Below are 18206 nucleotides of genomic sequence, written 5' to 3'. Positions count from 1 at the left end.
CACAGCGAGCGCTCTTGGTCCCGGGCCAAGCCACCGCCTGCGAGCGCCGACGCGACCTGCCGCGGAATGGTCTCCGTGCCCGGCCGCAGGTCGGCCGCGGTCTCGAATTGGAGCAGCAGGCCCTGGGCGGGGACGCGGTAGCCCTCGGGCAGGAGCGGGTGGGTGTGGTCAAGGAGAGCGGGTTCGGAGCCCGCGCTGTGCTCAGCCTCCGGCCTCGACCCACTGCACCAGCGCCTGCTGGGCCGCCTCGTCGTTGACCACGCCGAAGTGCGACACGCCTTCCAGCAGTCGCACCTCGGCCGTGGGGTGGGGGGCGAAGACCTCCGGGTAGCGGTCGGCGTGGAACGTTTCGTCCTCGGTTCCGGCCAGGACCAGCGGGTCCGGGGGCAGGGCGGCGATGTCGGCGGCATAGTCGCCGCGGGGATGCATCGAGATCTGCAAGTCGTAGCTGTACTGGAGGGTCTCGGTGCCGTCGCGCCGCCGCTCGGGCATGTTGAACGAGATGACCGGACCGGCGTTGAACGCGGTCACCCCCACCGCGTTGAGCATCGACAGGCCGGCCATCCGCGGGGTGTTCACCGTCGCCCAGGTGCCTTCGCGGTAGGTCGGCGCAGTGTGGTGGATGTAGGGCGCCAGCAGTGCGTAGCCGTCGAACCGCCCGGAGCTGCTCTGACCGCCGGCGAAGCGCAGCGCGGTCCCACCCCCGCTGGAATGCCCGGCGAGCAGCAGCCGCGCGTGGTTCCTCTCCGCGTCCAGGAACTCCGCGAAGTCGGCGAGGTCCTCCTCCAGCTGCCCGATGTGGTCCACGTCCCCGCGGTCCTCGGTCTCTGGGCCGTGTCCCCTGAGGTCGGGGGTGTAGACCTCGGCGGCCCCTTGGTCGGCCAGGGCGTGGGCGAGCGGCGCGAGATAGCCGCTGTGATACGCCGAGCCGTGCAGCAGGACCACCGCCGTGTCGGCCTCCGTAGCGTCGGCCTGAGCGGGGTAGTGCCGATAACTCAGCTCGGTGCCGTCGCGCGCGGTGTAGCTCCGCGTCTCCGGGGGCGGGGCGCTGTCGGTGGCAAGTTCGGTGAAATCGAGGTTGTCCAGGTCGCCGCGCGGCTCCTGGGCGGGTACCAGGGTGGCGAGCACGAGGGCCGCGCCGCACAGCACGACGAGGGAGACGAGTAGCGCCACGATGAGGGGCTTTATCGCCTTCTTGGGAGAGAACCGCACACGGCCGGACGCTAGCAGACCGGTTCCGCCGAAGGACATGCTCCGTGGCCGGGGCGGGTGCGGCCTCCGAGCCGGTAGTGCGCCCGCGCTGCGTCTTGGCAAGACCGCTCAGCAGCCGCAGGCCGCCGAGCATCTCCGTGACCCGGTAGCCGAGCCGGGCTGGGGCGAACGCGGCGCGCCCGGGATACCGAACCTGCCCGGCCGGGGGCGGTCACGCGACCCTACGCATAGGATGCGGCGCGCAGCGCGGTGATCACCGCGGCGGTCTTGGTCTCCCCTACGAGCTGGCCGACTTCTGCGGCGAGTTCGTCGGCCTCGGTGTTCTTGATATTCAGGCTCACCGCCACCCTCCCTTCTACCCGATCTGTACTGAGAATTCGACTCAAGGAGGGGTGAGGCCTCCGCGAGCTGTGCCGCCTGGGCGGAGCCCAGGCAAAGTTCCGCCTCCCCGCCCTCGATCCAGGGATCCTCCCGCTGTTCCAGACAACGGCTGCCGAGTGGCGACAGTTGGGTAGGGCGCCAACGCGTTCCACAGCGCATCGCGGCGCCCTTCGGGGGTGTCGTTGGTGACCAGCACCACCCCGTCGCGTTCCGGGAACCACCGTCCCGCGGGCAGCGGGGCGCCGTTGTCTAGCGGAGGGGACCACTGATCACCCACAGGTGCCCGAACGGGTCCCGGACCCTGCCCTGGCGTTTGCCGTACGGACGGTTCTCGACCGGGATCACCAGTTCGGCCCCTCGGTGCACCATGCGTTCCGCCGTCGCGTCGGGATCGGACACGTTGGCCGTGATGAGCACGGGCGTTCCGCCCACCGAGCCGGGGGTGTTCCAGCCCCACTCCGGAACGCTCTGTGCCAGAGCGAGGATCGCCGACCCCAGGATGATCTCCGCATGGTGCACCACCCGGTGGTCGTCCGCGACGCGGAGATCCAGGGTCGCGTCGAGGGTCGTGGTGTAGAAGTCGATCGCCGCATCGGCGTCGGACACGAACAGCTTGGGATGAAGTTCGCTGGTCATAGTCTGATGATCACGGGGCCGGCTGGCGCCAGCCTTGAAGATTTCGGCTTTCCTCCGCCAGCCACCCGGATGGGGTGGTCCGCATGAGCTCGGTGAATTCACGGACGAGGTGACTCTGATCGCTGTAGCCACTATCGGCGGCCACCTGAGCCCAGGAATCGGCGCCTTCGCTGGCCCGACGGACCGCGGTGCCCAGACGCGCGACGCGCGCGGCGAACTTCGGCCCGATCCCGAGCTCGTGGCGCATCACGTGTCGCAGGTGGCGCGGGCTCAGATGCGCATGGCGTGCCAACTCCGTAACCGAGACCCGCCCGCCACTCGACGCGATGAACCGCAGCGACGCGAGGGCGTCGTGGGAGGCCGCGATCCGGTTCGCACGCTCCAGCTGTTCCAGGAGACGAACACGCATGAGCCACGCGCGTTGCTGGACCGGGTGTGTGGCCAGCTCTGCGCGCGCCCACCCCACCCACGGCAGCAGGACGTCAGCGTCGATTCCCCCGGCGTCCACCGCACTGGGGGGCACACCGGTGAGGCGGTGCAGGGTCAGCGGGGACAGTTCCACATACACCGTCGGCTGGTTCGACCGAAGGGTCAGGGTCGGGGTGGCGATCCCCGGTCGCATCAGCCCGGCAACGACCGCCGGCATGTGATGGACGTGCCCGTCGTACCGCACCTCGATGGGGGCGCCCAGACTGATGACGAGCCGCGCGTACAGCGCCGGTACGGCCCGGTGCAGCCGAGGTGGCCCGACGTGGTCGCTGGTGACAACCACACCGATACCGGCCGCGCGGCACGCCTCCCGCAGTTCCACCCCTCCATTCTTCCACCGCGGGGAGAAGCCTGGGGGAGGGCTGTACTGATACCCGGTTTCGGAGCGTGCGCTTCGGATCGCTGCTTGAGCGGGAGCGGTCCCCGGATTCCCCCAGGGAGCGCGAACTCGCCACCACCTGTCGATGGTTACGTCGCCGCGTTGGCATGGTGTACGTCCAATCCGCCGTGGCCGGGTATGACCCGCCCGGCGGTGGGTCACCATGCCCCTCGCCGGTTGGTGGAGTCACGAGAAGTCGAACCTGCGGTCCAGGAAGTGCACGATCATTCGATGGGTACCGGAGCCTCGCCGAAGGGTCCGGCATCCAGGGTGACCTCGCTCGTGTCCGGCGCAGGGGCGGGAAAGACCACGGCCAACCGATGAGACTCCCCGGGATCGAAGTCCCGGGGAGTCTCGGCGAAGAGCTCCTCCTGCCCGTCTGCAGTGCGCATCACCAGCGGATACCGCATCAGATCCGACTCCTGCTCGTGCAGCCGGAAGGCGTCCAGCTGCTCCCCAGAGCCGCCAGCGCCCGTACGGGAACTCTCGAGCTCGGGCTGGGCGACACCTTCCGTCGTGTTCGTCATCTCCACCTCGGCGAGCACATGCGCGCCGTCGCGGAGCAGCGGATAGACATCGAGCTGGAACCCCTCATGCTGTAGCGTCTCCACGGACTCCCCCAGATCGGCCCGGTAGGAGGCCGGATCTGCCACATGCCGCTCGGCCGCGGCGATCCCGGAGTCCTGCGCGGTGTCGGACGACGAGACGGCCGTAGCAGCGTAGGTGAGCTCGACACGGCGATTGCGTTCCCGCGCCTCTTCGTCGTCCTCACCCTCCTCCTCGACGAGGGGGTCTGAGCTACCCAGGCCTTCAACATGCACGTCGAGGTCCGCGGAGAGCAGCGACTCCAGCTCATCGGCCACCGCTTCGGCACGTTCCTCGGAGAGCGTGTCGTTGTAGTCGTCGTCGCCCACGCCGTCGGTGTGACCGGTCACCATGAGAGTCCCTGCCTCAGTAGAGTGCTGGTCGATCGACTCGGCGGTATCGGAAATCAGATCGGCAGCCTCATCGGTGAGGTCGGCGTCGTCGAAGTCGAAAAGGACGTCCGCACTGAGCGCGATGGTTTCTTCGTCCCCGTCGCGAGTGAGTGAGGCGCCCTCGCCCTCCACGAATCCTTCCGTGTCGAAGATCCGGTGTTCGGCATCGTGGTCGAGTTCAGGGGCCGGCCAAACCAGCGTCTCTCCCGGATCGGGATTGCGATCGGCGGCTTCATCACCTTCGATCCCGGGCTCCGGTTCCGGACGGCGCTCCTGCACCCGTTCGACCGGGATCCCGGACATCGCTCCCACCCCGATTCCGAAGAATGTCACGTACTCCACATCCTGGGGTAGCGGCGGGTAATAGAACCGCAAGACATTGGTGACGTCCGCAAAGAAGTCCACGTTGCTGGTGTTGACGTCCGCACTTCCGGCATCTTCGTTGCCGAGATACCCTCTGCCGGAAATCGGGTCGAATAGGAACGGTTGGGTGAGATCAACGTTCATATCGGAGCTGGAGCGGGTCTGTTCGGGGTTGGTCAGGGAGAGGTAGAGCGCGGTGGACTCGTAGGTGGCCTCCACCGCCTCGACCGCCACCTCGGCAGGAACGTTGTCAGCGGAGTGGAAAAGATTCACCTCCCGCACAAACTCCTCGGAGCTCCCGAACTGTACGTCGTCCGGCTCCGGGGGAGGACCCTCGATATCGTCATCACCGGAGAACAGGCCACAGCCCGCAGTGGCGATCACGAGCCCACCGGCCACAATCGGAGGCAGGGGCAGAGACAGGGGAGGCATATTCGATTACCGATCCTCATCTTCGCAGGTCATGGCCCTGCTTCGTTCGTCGGAGGCGGGGCTTGGACCAGGCGCACGGGCCTTTCGTTCTGCTCCCTACTCACTTCGGGGCAGAGCACCTTAGGTCTTCGACGGTCGTGCAGGCTGGATTAGTTCCAGGCGTATTTTCCCTGGATCCAATGCCCCAGGGAGTCGCCCCGGGAGATTCCGGTTCCGCTCCCACCGCAGAAGCGCCTCGAATCTGCGCACACCGACGCACCCTGCGCCCAATGAGCCCGTGACCGCGCGGTGGACATCTAGTCCGACCCGTAGAGACACACGTAGGGTAACGGCGTTGCTTACATTCAGTGGAAAAGCAGCAGCCAGAACGTAGTCGACGCTCAGCTGTCACAGGTGGACGTCCTCCTGCCTGACGGCAGTCAGTTCTGCCCGCACGTAGTCCGCATGCCCGCTGCCGCGGTGATGCTGGTACTCAACCTCGCAGCGCTGCTCAGGAACAGCACGCCGAATATCCAGATGCCGGATGACGTCGGTGTTCCAGTGCGGCATTGGCTCGATCTGCCGCCTCGGGTCACCGCGGAGCGGATACCGTCGAACACGACCATCCCTGAGTTGCCGCGATCCTCCAGGCCTCGGAGCAGTTCGCACCACTCGTCCTCAGTATCCTGTGACTACTGCGGCCATACGGGCTGCGCCGCGCGCGTGCGGGGCCCGCGACCGGTGCGTCATGCTCGATACGACGAAGGGGGACGGGCGGTGGTGTGGAATCGACCGTGAACTCGGCCTCGAAGGAATCGCCCACAGCCCCCAACACCACCTGGTGGCCCGCTGGGATGTGGGCGAAGCGTTGAGCCGCGCTACCGGTCACGACATGCTGGTTCGATGGGACATCGACCGCGAACACCCGACCCCCGTGGGCACGCACCGGGTGACGCCTCCGGGGGCCCACGGACCTTTCGGTGCCGCCACAGCCACCATGACGGCAGGGCTGGTGTGGCTACGACCCGCGCCGCGTCAGTTGGATCGTCGGATGTGGGTGCTGGTGAGCGACTGGGCCACCCCCGACAGGGCTGTCCCGCTGCCCGAGGACCTCTACGATCCGCGCAGAGTGAACCATGCGACGGTCTCTCCCGACGGCCGACTGCTCGCGCTAGCGGGTAGCGAAACGTTGCGGATCATCGACACGGCCGCACACACGCTGGTGCTGTCCGAGGAGACCCTCGACCACATCGGCGAAGCCGACGACGGTGTCCTGGGCGACTGGGCGGTCTGCCCCACCTTCGCACCCGGCCGACGGCGGCTCGCCGTCGGTAACACCATGCAGGGCTCCTGGTGGACCTTCACGGTGGATCTGCCGCCAACCGGTGGGATCCAACTTCTGTGGCACCGGGAAGGGTCCTTCACCGGCCCCGCGCACCTCGACACCGGCGCAGGCTACCCGGAGCTGGCGGGAATGGGCCCGACCCTGGTGACAGGCACCCACTACAGCCCCAGCGGCGGCTTGCTCGTGCTGCGGCTCCGCCCCGACGACAGGCCACACGCCCCCGGTTCCCTCGCCATCCTCGACGCCGAGGACGGGAGGCTGTTGCGCCACCAGCCCTTCGCTGCCCCGCTAGCGAGTCGAACCGCCCAGGCTCCCCTCGCATTCGGGATCGGTCGTGGCGAACTCGCCGTGGGATTCGACGATGGCGTGCACATCCTGGACCTCGCCGATGCCAACACGCACATCGGCCCGCTGGACAAGGGCCCCGTACACGGGCTGGTCGCGGATCCCCATCGGGGCGGCTACATCATCGCCTGCGACACCGGACTCGTCCGGCTACGCCCCTGACCACGGGAGCCAGAGCAAGTGCCGACAGCGACCGCGCTGTGTCCGACAGACAAACCGGCTCAACGAGGTTGCCGGCCAACAGCGACGCCGGGCGCCGCAACGCTTCCCGTGGGTCCAAGCCGGCGGGACAGGCAGGCCCCGCAGGACCGCCTTCGGACCGGGCTATGCGGCGCAGGTGAGCTACCGCGGTATATCCTGCAGGCCTGTGAAGGAGTGCATTGCCCCCAGCCCGTCGGTCTGGATCAGCGAGACGGCCGGGCACGCGTTGGACACCGAAAGCCCAGCCCACTCACAAGGCAGAGAGCGGCCACAGCGTTGCTGGAACGTCTCATCGTCGAAGGCGTAGACCAGGCAGGCCTCGGCCGAGATCCTCACCGGTTGGGCTCAGTCCCACCCGGACTCCTGCCCCGATCCGTACTGACCGGACGTGAGATGGCACCGGGGCCGAAATGCGCACGCCTGAGCGCATCCGGACTGGCTGCTGGTCGGCACCCAATGGCCGCTTCAACCTGGCGAACTCGTGGCACTGGGGCCACACTCGCCCCTCGGCCTCGATGCCAGCTCGAGACGGCGGCACAGCGCCAAAACCCCGGGTCCCTTTCCGAGGGGCTCCACCGGGTAATCGCGGCCATCTGGGCGGGAGCGGTGTGGATCCAGATGTTCAACGTGGTGGGGTGTGTGGAGCATCGTCTCAGCGATCAACTGCCCTCTGACCACAGTGGGGCCGCGGGCGGGGTCACTCGCTGCGCTCGCTCCAACCATGGCCAACGCGCGGGCCTGGGTGGCCGAGATCCCCACGCCGCGGATCGACGACCGTGCGGCGAACCACGAAGCACACGTGCAGCCACTGACCCCGCGGAGGTCCCGAGGTACTCCGCGTCAGCCCCGTGACCTTCATCTTCACTTGTGGCCCCAGGAGGATTCGAACCTCCGCACCCGGTTCCGGAGACCGGTGCTCTATCCCCTGAGCTATGGGGCCGCTGCGCGGGAACCACTCTAACAGGGGTTGAGGACTCCTTCGGACTTGTCCAACCGGCAGCGCGAGGTGGCGGCGGGGCGTTAGTCTCGCCGCGTGGCTGAAGCGCTGGGACGGGTACTCGTCGTGGACGACGACGCGGTGATCAGGCAGCTCATTGCCGTGAACCTTCAGATGGAGGGCTTTGACGTGCACACCGCCGCCGACGGGCAGGACTGCCTGGCCAAGGCGGAGGAGCTCGCACCGGACGTCATCACGCTGGATGTGATGATGCCCCGTATCGACGGCTGGATCGCCGCGCGCCAGCTGCGGGAGTCACCAGCCGCGCGACACTCGAAAGTGGTGCTCATCACGGCCCGGGCGCAGGAGGCTGACGTGCGTCGCGGCCAAGAGCTGGGGGTGGATGCGTTCCTCGCCAAGCCCTTCGAACCCTCTGAGCTGATTCGGGTTGTGCGGGAACTCGCCGACCCTGCCGTACCCCGTCCGGACGAGACGTGAGAGAGCCCTGGCCCGCGTGGGCCTCGACTGGTGCCACCCCCCGGGCTGTAGCCGGGCTACTTCGGGATACGGCCGCGCAGCGCCTCGGAATCGAACCCGCGGCTGTGCCGGACCCGCAGCCCCGCTGGGCCGATTCCGGGGACCCCGGGATCGACTGCGTCAGCGCGCTGCCGCAGCGTTTGGCTGCGAAGTACGGATCGTTCGGGACCCGGGGCGAGCAGCCACAGCAGCTCGCCCGTGTCCTTGCCGACGGCCTGAATGCGGTTCCGGGAATCGCCGAGGCGCGGGTCGTGCGTGGTTCCCTGCTCGCGCTGCGGATGTCCGCGCCGGTGCGGGGGTCCCTGGTATACGGGGTGGCCGAGGGGTGGAATTTTCTTGCGGAGTGGCCCCCGCCAGCCGAACCGGGGGCAGCATCCGCCGTGTCCACGCCCCGGGCCGGACGGGACGGCCCCCCTGTGGACGACCACGGGTGGCCTTGCTCGCCGCTGTACGAGGCCGACGATCTCGCCACGGCCACGCGGTGGGCGCGCGCGGACACCCGCGAGCGGATCGCCCACTTCCGTGCCACCGCACCCAAGACGCCACCGGGGCAGCGCCGTGTGGACACCTGGCGCGATCCCTGCCGCGACGCGTCGCCCCACAGCCAGAGCAGTGTCGAGCTCGGGGTTCGTGGCGAGGTCCCCCGCCTGCTGGCCACCGTGGGGGAGGCCAACGCCCGGTTCGCGCTGTGTCGGGGGTCCAGCGACCGTCCCCAGCCGGCGACCCAGACCGGACCGGGCCTGCCCGCAGTCCCCACCGCCGAGCATCCGGGCGTCTGGTCCCGCCACACCTTCGCCAACCCGGCTTTTTCCGTGCGCTACGCCCACGCCCACGCTTGGACGACCGTGCACCGCTGGGCCCGCGACGCAGGTCACGCGCCGCTGACCATCGACCAGTGGCAGGCTAGCCCCGCCGTGGCTGAGTTGGGGTCTGTGCAGGTGGCGCCACTGCTTGGCTGCCTGTTCGACGGGCCCGGAACTCTGGCTACGGCACACCGACGCGCGCGCCCACATACCCTTGTTCGGTATCTGGAGAGGCTCTGTGCCAACTACCATGAATGGCGGGACCCCTGTCCGGTGATTCCCGCGACCGATGACACCGACAGCCTGGCCATCGCCGCGCGGCTGACCGTCTGCGCCGCTGTGGCCGGGGTCCTTGCTACGGGGGTGTTCCTGCTCGGTGTGTCCGCACCTACCCGGTTGTGACGCGCCTCAGGCCTCGCGGCCTATCCGAGTGCCGCCACCTCCTGCTAGCCCGTGACAGCCACCGTCGACAGGACAGGCAGACCCATGAGTCGCTACGCGCACCCGGCTGGACCGCGTCATGCGGACGTCCTGCCCGAGGACCACCCGCCGCACCCGCCGGTCGATCTCGCCGAACTTGACCCCCGGGTATGGCCCAGCACCGTAACGCGTGTCGACGGTGCGATGACCATCGGGGCGATGGACGTGCGCGAGTTGGCAGCACAATTTGGTACCCCGCTGTTCGTGCTGGACGAGGACGATTTCCGGAAGCGGGCACGGGAGTTCCGCGCTGCCTTCGCCGACGCCGACGTGTACTACGCCGGCAAGGCACTGCTGACCAAGACTGTGGCCCGGTGGGTGGCCGAGGAGGGCCTCAAACTGGACGTGTGCAGTGCCGGGGAGTTGGCGGTGGCGCTCGCCGCGGACTTTCCCCCGGAGCGGCTGGGCATGCACGGCAACAACAAGTCCCCGGAGGAGCTGCGACGCGCCGTCGAAGCCGGGGTGGGGCGCATCATTGTCGACTCCCTGGAAGAGATCGAGCGCCTGGACCGTGTGGCTGCGGAGTACGACCGGGCCGTTGAGGTGCTGGTGCGCGTGACGACCGGAGTGGAAGCCCACACCCACGAGTTCGTGGCCACCGCGCATGACGACCAGAAGTTCGGGCTCGCCCTCAGCAGCGGTGCCGCGGCCGCCGCGGTGCGGCAGGTGTTGGGGAGTTCCCGACTGCGCCTGGTGGGGCTGCACTCCCACATCGGTTCCCAGATTTTCGACACCGCCGGGTTCGAGGTGGCCGCGCGTCGCCTGGCCGAGTTCCTCACCTGGATCCACCGTGAGCACGAGGTGGTGCTGCCCGAGCTGGACCTGGGCGGGGGACTGGGCATCGCCTACGTCACCGAGGACACGCCGCTGGAACCCAAGCGTATCGCCGCCAGCCTCACCGAGATCGTGGCCCGCGAGTGTGCGGCCCACGATCTGCCCATGCCCCGTCTTGCGGTGGAGCCGGGGCGGGCCATCTCCGGGCCCGCTGGAATCACCCTGTACACCGTGGGCACGGTCAAGGACGTGGAGGGATTGCGTAGCTACGTCAGTGTCGACGGCGGTATGAGCGACAACATTCGCACGGCCCTATACGGAGCCGACTACACCGCCACTCTGGCCTCCCGTGCCGGTGCGGCGGAGGGCGCCCTGTCCCGGCTGGTGGGCAAGCACTGCGAGAGCGGGGACGTGGTGGTTCGGGACCTGTACCTGCCCGCGGACGTGCAGCCTGGCGACCTGGTTGCGGTGGCCGCCACGGGCGCCTACTGCTACTCCATGGCCAGCAACTACAATCACCTGCCCCGTCCGGCGATGGTGGCCGTGCGGGGTGGGCAGGCGCGGCTGGTGCTCCGGCGGGAATCAGAAGACGACCTGTTGCGGCTAGACGTAGGCTGAGCGGTGGCCGACGTCGGCCAAAGACGGTCGACCGGACTGCTCCATTCAAGAGTCAGGAAGCTGGATACGAATGGCAATGAAGGTGGCGCTGCTGGGCTGCGGCGCGGTGGGATCGGAAGTCGTCCGTCTGGTGGACGAACAGCGTTCCGAGCTTGCCACGCGGGCCGGGACGGCGCTGGAGATCGCGGGGGTGGCGGTGCGCCGCCCGGAGCGGGCCCGGGGACTGCCGATCGACCCGGCTCTGTTCACCACCGACGCCATGGAGCTCGCCACGCGCCCCGATGTGGACATCGTGGTGGAGGTGATCGGCGGTATCGAGCCGGCCCGATCCCTCACCCTGGCCGCGATCAAGGCGGGCAAGTCCGTGGTGACCGCCAACAAGGCACTGTTGGCCGAGGACGGAGAGGCGATCCACTCGGCGGCCCGGGCTGCCGGAGTTGACGTCTACTACGAGGCAAGCGTGGCCGGGGCGATTCCACTGCTGCGTCCCTTGCGGGACTCGTTGGCCGGTGATCGCGTGCAGGCAGTGCTGGGTATCGTCAACGGAACCACGAACTACATCCTGGACCGGATGGACAGCCTCGGTGCGGGATTCGCCGAGTCGCTGGAGGAAGCTCAGTCGCTCGGTTACGCCGAGGCGGATCCGACCGCGGACGTGGAAGGGTTCGACGCCGCGGCCAAGGCCGCGATCCTGGCCCGGCTGGCGTTCCACACCGAAGTCTCTGCCGCCGACGTGCATCGGGAGGGCATCACCGAGGTCACGGCCGGGGACATCGCCAGCGCCCGGGACATGGGGTGTGTGGTGAAGCTGTTGGCGATCTGCCAACGGTCCGCGGACGGATCGGTGGGGGTACGCGTGCATCCGGCGATGTTGCCCCGCGAACATCCGCTGGCGAACGTCAACGGGGCCTACAACGCGGTGTTTGTCGAGGCCGAGTCGGCGGGGCGCCTCATGTTCTACGGTGCGGGGGCCGGGGGGACCCCCACCGCCAGTGCCGTGCTGGGGGACATCGTCGCAGTGTCCCGCAACCGGCTTGCCGAGGCCCAGGTGGTGGACAGCGGCGGCAACGGTGAGACACGGCGGGTGCATCCCATGGGTGAGACCGTCACGCGGTACCACGTGGCCTTGGATGTGGCCGACCGGCCCGGCGTGCTGGCGCGGGTGGCCGACGTGTTTGCCGGCAACGAGGTCTCCATCCAGAACGTGCGTCAGGTGGGACACGGCGAGGACGCGCAGCTGGTCATCGTTACCCACATGGCACCGGACGCGGCACTGGGGCGCACCGTGGAGCAGCTGCGGGCGCTCGACATGGTGCGTTCGGTGGCCAGCGTGATGCGAGTCGAGGCTTTCAACGACCAGTAGCATCTCCCGACGGCGGCCCGCACCTGGATCCGGTCGGTGCCGGGCTGGGCCACCCGGTGTGGCGGTGGTGCCCGCATACCGGGTGGCGCGGGGAGCGTGTCGATTGGGTCGGGGCCCGGTCGGTTCCGCAGGCGCGTTGCTTCGGGGCCGCCCGTTCCGGGGCGTCGCCACACCGCTACGGGAATATCGACGGCACACGTTCCGTGGGGACGGGTGGGCCGGCCACAGGCCCTAGACTTGAACGGCCACGTGTTCACGTGGTGTCTCCAGGAAGGACGCGGCCGGCTGCGCGGGTGATGTGCCGTGCGGTCGATGCGTCGTGCTCCCACACCCATCCAGACTGGCGTAGCAGAGAGGCCTGTCGTGACGAATACACGGGCGTGGGCAGGAGTTGTCCAGGAGTACCGGGACCACCTGCCCGTCACGGACACCACCCCGGTGGTCACCCTGCACGAGGGAAACACGCCGCTGCTCCCGGCGTACCACGTCTCCGAAGTGACCGGGTGCGAGGTCTACCTGAAGGTGGAGGGGCTCAATCCCACGGGGTCGTTCAAGGACCGTGGGATGACGGTCGCGATCTCCAAAGCGGTCGAAGAGGGAGCCCAGGCGGTGATCTGCGCCTCCACGGGTAACACCAGTGCCAGTGCCGCGGCCTATGCCGTACGGGGCGGCCTCACCTGCGCCGTCCTCGTGCCCCAGGGCAAGATCGCGATGGGGAAGTTGGCGCAGGCGCTGGTACACGGATCCCAGCTGCTCCAGGTGGACGGGAGTTTCGACGACTGCCTGGAGCTGGCGCAGAAGCTGTCGGTGGACTATCCGGTCGCGTTGATGAACTCGGTGAATCCGCACCGGATCCAGGGACAGAAGACCGCGGCGTTCGAGGTGGTGGACACCCTGGGCGACGCGCCCGACATCCACTGCCTACCGGTTGGCAATGCGGGCAACATCACCGCCTACTGGATGGGTTACCGGGAGTACAACGAGGCGGGGGTGTCCGGCCACACTCCCCGGATGATGGGGTTTCAGGCGTCGGGGGCGGCACCGATCGTGCGGCGGCAGCCCGTGGCCCCGCCCCGGACCATCGCCACGGCGATCCGGATCGGTAATCCCGCCTCGTGGAGTCAGGCCGAACGGGCCCGGGACGAGTCGGGTGGCCGCATCGACTCGGTGACCGATCGCCAGATCCTGGTCACCTACCGCATGTTGGCCGCCAAGGAGGGAGTGTTTGTGGAGCTTGCTTCTGCGGCGAGCGTGGCCGGACTGGTCCAGGCCGTGGAGGAGGGCCACGTACCGAAGGGGAGTCGCGTGGTGTGCACGGTGACCGGAAACGGCCTCAAGGATCCGGACTGGGCGCTGGCGGGCGCCCCCAAGGCGACCACGGTTCCGGTGGACGCGCGTTCGGCCGCCTCGGCGTTGGGGCTGGTGTGACGGTGGTGCAGCGGCAGTCGCAGCGGGAACCGACTCCGGAACGGATTCGGGTTCCGGCCACCAGCGCGAACCTGGGGCCCGGCTTCGACACGATGGGGCTGGCACTTCAGCTCTACGACGAGGTCGAGGTGCGTCCCGCCGAATCTGGGCAGCTCACGGTGAGTGTGGAGGGATACGGCGCGGGAGAGGTGCCGCTGGACGAGCGCCATCTGGTGCTGCGTTCGCTGCGTGCCGCCGCCCGCGCGCTGGGGGAGGATGTTCCCGCGGCGCATCTGCACTGTGTGAACCGGATTCCGCACGGTCGGGGGCTGGGCTCTTCCGCCGCGGCGATCGTGGCGGGGGTCAGTGCTGCGCAGCTGCTGCTGGGCCGGACCACGGGCGGGAAGGTCGATCGGGATCGGGTGTTCGCCGTCGCGGCGGAACTTGAGGGCCACCCGGACAACGTGGCGCCGTGCGTCTACGGCGGGTTCACCCTGGCCTGGGCGGATGCGCACGGGTGGCGGTGTCGGCGGCAGGATCCGGCCGCGGGTGTGTCACCGGTGGCCTGTGTGCCCACCGAGCAGCTGTCGACCGAGCAGGCCCGGGGACTGCTTCCCGAGACCGTGCCCCATGCCGATGCGGCACGCACCGCGGGGCGTGCCGCCCTGTTGTCCCTGGCGCTGACCCAGGCCCCGGAGCTGTTGCTGGAGGCGACGGAGGACTGGCTGCACCAGCCCTACCGCGGTGCCGCGATGCCGAAGAGTGTGCGTCTCCTGCGCACGCTGCGGGAGGAAGCGCGTCTGCCCGCGGTGATCTCCGGAGCGGGGCCCACTGTTCTGGTGTTGGGGGCCCCGAGCCCGACCGACGGTGCAGATCCAGCCCAGCGTGGGGATCTCGGTGATTGGATCGGGGGTTGGGCGGGTACGAACTGGCACATATGCCCCGTGCCGGTGGACACGGCCGGGGTGGCGACCAGTGTTCATACGTCAGCAGCCCCGTTCGGCATGCCCGTGGAACTGCCGTGACGGGGAATCGTCCCTCCAGCCCAGGCGTTACAATGACTAACCGAGTCGTCACGGGACTCCCGGTGTCGGGCCTTCGCCCGGGACGTTCCATTCTGGCCGTTCACCACCGGCGATGCGGTGGAATATCGTCGGAGTACGGTGATGTTAGGCTGGATACAGCACCGGATGCCCCACTACGGGGTACGTGCTCATCCATTTCGGCGTCTTCCGCGCATGCAGACCACGCTTATGCCGTGCTGCGCACGGTCGCCGCTGTGCCTCGACCACGGTTCTACTGTGGCCTGCCCCGACTCAGTGTGCCGTCTCGTGCCGTTCCGGTGCGGTGAGGGTGAGGTGCAGGCATCGCGGGACCCGTCGCCCCGGATTCTGGGACTCCCCAGAGCCCAGCGCGGGCGGACTTGGTTGAGTAAACGTCTCCGTGACACATGGAGCACAAGCCCGACCCGGCCTCGCCGGCTCGCACCACCGGGCTGGCCCTTGCCGCGAAGAAGCGGCCCAGCCCTCCTCGGGAAGGACCCTTAGTGAGCGACACGACCGAACTCCACACGGATGCGGCGAACAGCGACGTCGCGACGTCACGTGCGGACACCGGCGGCGAGGCCGCGACCAGTCCACGCTCGCGCGCCGGCGGAACGGGCCTGTCCGCGTTGAAGCTCACCGAGCTCCAGCGGCTGGCCTCGAGCCTCGGAATCACAGGCACGGGCCGGATGCGTAAGAACGACATCATTGCCGCCATCGAGGCCCAGCAGGGGGGACCGCCGCAGGCCGCCTCGGCGGGTTCTCCGAAGGGGAGCGAGAAGACCGCCACAGACGATAGGGTCGAGCCGCGTGGCGGTGGCGGCGCGGAGGCCGCGGCCTCCTCCGGGGACGCACCGTCCGGTGCGGCGGAGACCACAAGCTCCGCCGGATCCGAAGCGGAGTCCTCGGAGCGTGCCGAGCAGTCAACCCGCTCCCGCCGGTCCTCCCGCAGGCGCGGCGAGGGCAGCAGTGACCAGCAGGTCTCGGATTCCGAGGCCGATCCCTCAACTTCCGCGAGCAGCGTGTCCACTACATCGAACAAGGCAACCTCGGCGACCGACGGGGAATCGACGCAGGGCTCCGGGCGGGAGCGCCAGCGCAACCGTAAGAACCGTCAGGGACGCGAGGACAACAAGAACAACACTGGCAACGACCAGCAGGGCAACCAGGGCCAGCAGAGCCAGGGGGGGAACCAGGGCCAGCAGGGCCAGGGGAACCAGAACCAGCAGGGTGGCGGCCAGGGCGGCCAGGACGACGGTGATGGCGGGGGCGGTGGTGGTCGCCGGCGGGGACGTCGCTTCCGCAACCGGGACCGTCAACGCAACCGGGACCGGTCGGACTCCGAGCCCTCGGTCAACGACGACGACGTCCTCATCCCCGTTGCCGGAATCGTGGACATCCTGGACAACTACGCGTTCGTGCGCACGACCGGGTACCTGCCCGGCCCCAGCGATGTGTACGTCTCGCTGTCGCAGGTGCGCAAGAACGGGCTGCGCAAGGGTGACCACATCACGGGTGCGGTACGCCAGCCCCGCGAGGGGGAGCGTCGGGAGAAGTTCAACGCGCTGGTGCGTCTGGACACGATCAACGGTCACCCGGTGGACCAGACCCGCGGGCGTCAGGAATTCTCCAAGCTCGTTCCACTGTATCCGCAGGAGCGGCTGCGTCTGGAGACCGAGCCCAGTGACCTCAGCACCCGCATCATCGACCTGGTCTCGCCGATTGGTAAGGGCCAGCGTGGGTTGATCGTATCCCCGCCGAAGGCCGGGAAGACCATGGTGCTCCAGGCGATCGCGAACGCGATCACCGCGAACAACCCCGAATGCCACCTCATGGTTGTTCTGGTCGACGAACGGCCGGAAGAGGTTACCGATATGCAGCGCACGGTCAAGGGTGAGGTCATCAACTCCACCTTTGACCGTCCGGCCGAGGATCACACCACCGTGGCGGAGCTCGCTATCGAGCGGGCCAAACGCCTGGTGGAGACGGGCCGCGACGTGGTGGTACTGCTGGACTCGATCACCCGGCTGGGGCGGGCCTACAACCTGGCCGCTCCCGCCAGCGGTCGGATTCTTTCCGGCGGTGTTGACTCGACGGCCCTGTACCCGCCCAAGCGATTCTTCGGTGCGGCCCGGAACATCGAGAACGGGGGTTCGCTCACCATCCTGGCCACGGCCTTGGTGGAGACGGGCTCGCGGATGGACGAGGTCATCTTCGAGGAGTTCAAGGGCACCGGGAACATGGAGCTGAAGCTCAACCGGGGCCTCGCCGACAAGCGGATCTTCCCGGCGGTGGATGTCGTCTCCTCCAGTACCCGCAAGGAGGAGCTGCTCGTCTCCAGCGAGGAGCTGAATATCATCTGGCAGCTACGCCGGGTGCTGCACGCCCTCGATACCCAGCAGGCACTCGAACTGCTGCTGGAGAAGATGAAGGACACGAAGAGCAACGCCGAGTTCCTGCTTCAGGTGCAGAAGACGACGGTGGGCAACAAGTCCTAGCGCGCGATCCGAACATACGGCGGCTTCTCCCGGGTGGGGCGGGCCGCCGTATGCGTGCGTGCGGGGTGACACAGGTTCTGGCCGAACCCGTGCGCGACATTCGCGGTCCCGTGAAGGGTGGTTCGCTTCCCTCTGGGGCTGCCGAGAGTGCCACGGTCGCCCTACCCGACCTCACCCGCCCGCGTCCGGGTGCTTCGAGGTGGGGACGCACACGCCCGGGGTGGGTTGTGCTCGTGTTTGTCAGACAGCCGACCACCCGTTGTCCACCGGCAGAATCGTGCCGTTGATGTTGCTGGCGGCGTCGGAGGCGAGGAACACGATGGCGGCGGCTAGTTCGGAGGCCTCCGCGATACGGCCGATGTTTCCGGAGTAGGCGCCGAGCACAGCCGGGCCGGTCGAGGCCATGTTGGGATCGACCGAGATCGAGGTCGCTGTTCCTCCGGGGGCCACCGCATTGGTGCGGATTCCCTGCTCCCGATACATCACGGCAGTGGAGGTGACCAGCCCGACGATGCCGTGCTTGGCGACGGTGTAGGCCGTTCCGGCGGCACTGCCGCGCAGCGAGGCTTCGGACGCGGTAAAGACGATCGAGCCCGCCCCCTGTTCGGTCATGGTGGGCAGCACGGCGCGGGTGAGGAGAAACGGTGCCGTCAGGTTGATCCGCAGCACGCGCTCCCATTCGGCGTCGCTGAGGTCGGCGGTTGCCGACAGATCGTCCATGACTCCCGCGTTGTTCACGAGAATATCGATGCCACCGAGGCGGCTGGTGGCGGTGGTGACCACGTGCTCGACCGTGTCCGGCCGGCTGAGGTCACCAACCACGATCTCGGCGGTGCCGCCGTCGGAGGTGATCTCCGCCGCGGTGTCCTCGGCGGCTTGCTGGTTCAGGTCGGCGATCAGGACCTGAGCTCCTGCGGCCGCGAGGCCTAGGGCGGTGGCGCGGCCGATGCCCGCGGCACCGCCGGTGACAATGGCTTTCCTGCCGGCCAGTCCGGATTCGAACATGG

At 68.5% G+C, this 18206-nt stretch carries 15 protein-coding genes and 1 tRNA gene; 8 read left to right on the top strand and 8 right to left on the bottom strand.

Going from position 1 to position 18206, the window contains the following annotated elements:
• Positions 1 to 201 precede the first annotated feature (201 nt).
• The 6 genes from RIF23_RS10260 to RIF23_RS10235 all read right to left on the bottom strand — a co-directional run bounded on the left by RIF23_RS10260 (position 202) and on the right by RIF23_RS10235 (position 5418).
• A complete protein-coding gene (locus RIF23_RS10260; protein WP_310912237.1) occupies positions 202 to 1212 on the bottom strand; it encodes an alpha/beta hydrolase in 1011 nt (336 codons plus the stop codon).
• A 221-nt stretch (positions 1213 to 1433) separates the two neighbouring features.
• Complete coding sequence (locus RIF23_RS10255) at positions 1434 to 1553, bottom strand: type II toxin-antitoxin system VapB family antitoxin (RefSeq protein ID WP_310912236.1); 120 nt, start codon at positions 1551 to 1553, stop codon at positions 1434 to 1436.
• A 289-nt stretch (positions 1554 to 1842) separates the two neighbouring features.
• A complete protein-coding gene (locus RIF23_RS10250; protein WP_310912235.1) occupies positions 1843 to 2229 on the bottom strand; it encodes a VOC family protein in 387 nt (128 codons plus the stop codon).
• Positions 2230 to 2239: 10 nt separating this feature from the next.
• Positions 2240 to 3040, bottom strand: a complete 801-nt coding sequence (locus RIF23_RS10245) for a helix-turn-helix domain-containing protein (RefSeq protein WP_310912234.1) — start codon at positions 3038 to 3040, stop codon at positions 2240 to 2242.
• Between the two features lie 281 nt (positions 3041 to 3321).
• A complete protein-coding gene (locus RIF23_RS10240; protein ID WP_310912233.1) occupies positions 3322 to 4869 on the bottom strand; it encodes an OmpA family protein in 1548 nt (515 codons plus the stop codon).
• Positions 4870 to 5256: 387 nt separating this feature from the next.
• Positions 5257 to 5418, bottom strand: a complete 162-nt coding sequence (locus RIF23_RS10235) for a hypothetical protein (RefSeq protein ID WP_310912232.1) — start codon at positions 5416 to 5418, stop codon at positions 5257 to 5259.
• A gap of 178 nt (positions 5419 to 5596) precedes the next feature.
• On the opposite strand from RIF23_RS10235, the gene RIF23_RS10230 reads away from it, so the two are divergent.
• Entirely contained in the window at positions 5597 to 6700 is a 1104-nt protein-coding gene (locus RIF23_RS10230; RefSeq protein WP_310912231.1) for a hypothetical protein, read from the top strand.
• A gap of 907 nt (positions 6701 to 7607) precedes the next feature.
• On the opposite strand, the gene RIF23_RS10225 is transcribed toward RIF23_RS10230, so the two are convergent.
• Positions 7608 to 7679 (bottom strand) — tRNA-Arg (locus RIF23_RS10225).
• A 93-nt stretch (positions 7680 to 7772) separates the two neighbouring features.
• Between RIF23_RS10225 and RIF23_RS10220 the strand changes: the two genes are divergently transcribed.
• From RIF23_RS10220 to rho, 7 genes are all read left to right on the top strand, one after another.
• The gene (locus RIF23_RS10220) at positions 7773 to 8174 is read left to right on the top strand and encodes a response regulator transcription factor (protein WP_310912230.1); all 402 of its coding nucleotides are present in this window, start codon (positions 7773 to 7775) and stop codon (positions 8172 to 8174) included.
• A complete protein-coding gene (locus RIF23_RS10215; RefSeq protein ID WP_310912229.1) occupies positions 8171 to 9418 on the top strand; it encodes a DALR anticodon-binding domain-containing protein in 1248 nt (415 codons plus the stop codon). The genes RIF23_RS10220 and RIF23_RS10215 overlap by 4 nt, the downstream gene beginning before the upstream one ends.
• An 84-nt stretch (positions 9419 to 9502) precedes the next feature.
• Positions 9503 to 10888 carry a diaminopimelate decarboxylase gene (lysA, locus tag RIF23_RS10210; protein WP_310912228.1) on the top strand — a complete coding sequence of 462 codons (1386 nt, stop codon included), beginning with the start codon at positions 9503 to 9505 and terminating at the stop codon, positions 10886 to 10888.
• Between the two features lie 70 nt (positions 10889 to 10958).
• Positions 10959 to 12251, top strand: a complete 1293-nt coding sequence (locus RIF23_RS10205) for a homoserine dehydrogenase (protein ID WP_310912227.1) — start codon at positions 10959 to 10961, stop codon at positions 12249 to 12251.
• Positions 12252 to 12614: 363 nt separating this feature from the next.
• Entirely contained in the window at positions 12615 to 13679 is a 1065-nt protein-coding gene (gene thrC / locus RIF23_RS10200; protein ID WP_310912226.1) for a threonine synthase, read from the top strand.
• 2 nt (positions 13680 to 13681) lie between these two features.
• Complete coding sequence (thrB, locus tag RIF23_RS10195; protein ID WP_310912225.1) at positions 13682 to 14683, top strand: homoserine kinase; 1002 nt, start codon at positions 13682 to 13684, stop codon at positions 14681 to 14683.
• 521 nt (positions 14684 to 15204) lie between these two features.
• Positions 15205 to 17199 carry a transcription termination factor Rho gene (gene rho, locus RIF23_RS10190; RefSeq protein ID WP_310912224.1) on the top strand — a complete coding sequence of 665 codons (1995 nt, stop codon included), beginning with the start codon at positions 15205 to 15207 and terminating at the stop codon, positions 17197 to 17199.
• Positions 17200 to 17439: 240 nt separating this feature from the next.
• Here rho and RIF23_RS10185 read toward each other — a convergent pair whose 3' ends face one another.
• Positions 17440 to 18204 carry an SDR family NAD(P)-dependent oxidoreductase gene (locus tag RIF23_RS10185; protein ID WP_310912223.1) on the bottom strand — a complete coding sequence of 255 codons (765 nt, stop codon included), beginning with the start codon at positions 18202 to 18204 and terminating at the stop codon, positions 17440 to 17442.
• Positions 18205 to 18206: the final 2 nt, after the last annotated feature.

The organism is Lipingzhangella rawalii, from assembly GCF_031628175.1.
Lineage (GTDB): Bacteria > Actinomycetota > Actinomycetes > Streptosporangiales > Streptosporangiaceae > Lipingzhangella_A > Lipingzhangella_A rawalii.
Note: the sequence above shows the minus strand (reverse complement) of the source record. Positions and strands in the feature narration are given on the sequence as shown.